The organism is Sphaerisporangium sp. NPDC088356 (assembly GCF_040685555.1).
Classification (GTDB): Bacteria; Actinomycetota; Actinomycetes; order Streptosporangiales; family Streptosporangiaceae; genus Sphaerisporangium.
In genome coordinates, this window is sequence record NZ_JBFBIK010000279.1 from 1 (window position 1) to 1,318 (window position 1,318).

Here is a 1,318-nt window from a genome sequence, read left to right on the forward strand (position 1 = left end):
GGGGTTTCCGTGGAACGGCGGAACCAGCCGGTCGCGTACCGATCCCGGCTGTGCGGGCTCGTCGCGCGGCTCCGGCTGCTCGAAGTCCTGGTTAGGGAAGTCCGTCAGGGCCATCCGGACATCGTACGGGGCGGCTATTACGTCCAGCCTAAGAAACACCGCTTACGTACCCAATTGGGAAGACTCATGCCCGAAGGTGCTGTGCTGATGGCCTCTCCGTGCATGGGAGAGGATGGGCATGTGAACGACAACGGCAGGCTGGTGCTGGCGGGTGCTCCGATCGGGCGTGTCGACGACGCCTCCGCCCGGCTACGCGAGGCCTTATCGACCGCGGACGTCATCGCGGCCGAGGACACCCGCCGGCTGCGCAGGCTCGTCGCCGACCTCGGAGTGACGCTCGGCGGACGTGTGGTGTCCTACTACGACGCCAACGAGACGACCCGGGCCAAGGAACTGCTCGGGGCCCTGCAGGACGGCGAGACCGTGCTGGTCATCACCGACGCGGGCATGCCCGGCGTCTCCGATCCCGGCTACCGCCTGACCCACCTCGCCGTCGAGGCGGGCATTTCGGTGACGGCGCTCCCGGGGCCCTCGGCGGTCACCACCGCGCTGGCGATCTCCGGGCTGCCGAGCGACCGCTTCTGCTTCGAGGGGTTCCCGCCGCGCAAGCCGGGGGAGCGGGCGCGGCGGATGACGGCTCTCGCGGCCGAGGAGCGCACGATGGTCTTCTTCGAGGCGCCGCACCGGCTCCAGGCCTGTCTCGCGGCGATGGCCGAGGCGTTCGGCCCCGACCGGCCGGCCGCCGTCTGCCGCGAGCTGACCAAGACCTACGAGGAGGTGCGGCGGGGCGGGCTCGGCGAGCTGGCCGAATGGGCCGGGGGGAACGTCCGGGGCGAGATCACGCTGGTCGTCGCGGGGCACGAGCCGGGCACGGTCGAGCCCGACCTCCAGGAGCTCGTGTTCGAGGTCGCCCGCAGGGAGGAGGCGGGGGTGTCGCGCAAGCAGGCCATCGTCGACGTCGCCAAGTCGGCGGGCATCCCGAAGCGCGACCTCTACGACGCCGTCCACCGTCCCGGGCCGGTGAACGTCCCGGCCGCGCGTGGCCTCTGAACGTGCGGGGGTTCGGCTGTCCTTCTTGATCCTCTGGTTGCGGGCCGCCCGTGGCGCATAGGGTGCCCGGGTGGCTGTTCGCGCCTTCCCCCTATGCTTTGCTGGAATTTTGCGACTTTCCGGGAAACCGCCCACCTCGTCGGCTGAGGAGCCGGGGCCGGTGCCCACGGTGCGCGACCGGCTGGTTCCGCCTTTCCGGGAAAGCCCG

1 protein-coding gene is annotated in these 1,318 nt (G+C 71.0%); it reads left to right on the forward strand.

What is annotated here, in order from left to right:
* Positions 1-222: 222 nt before the first annotated feature.
* Positions 223-1,110 carry a 16S rRNA (cytidine(1402)-2'-O)-methyltransferase gene (gene rsmI / locus AB0O34_RS36880; protein WP_363923657.1) on the forward strand — a complete coding sequence of 296 codons (888 nt, stop codon included), beginning with the start codon at positions 223-225 and terminating at the stop codon, positions 1,108-1,110.
* Positions 1,111-1,318: the final 208 nt, after the last annotated feature.

Bases quoted from the DNA above. Each gene is read 5' to 3' on its own strand.
- rsmI (WP_363923657.1), top strand. From the start codon at position 223: ATGGGAGAGGATGGGCATGTGAACGACAACGGCAGGCTGGTGCTGGCG.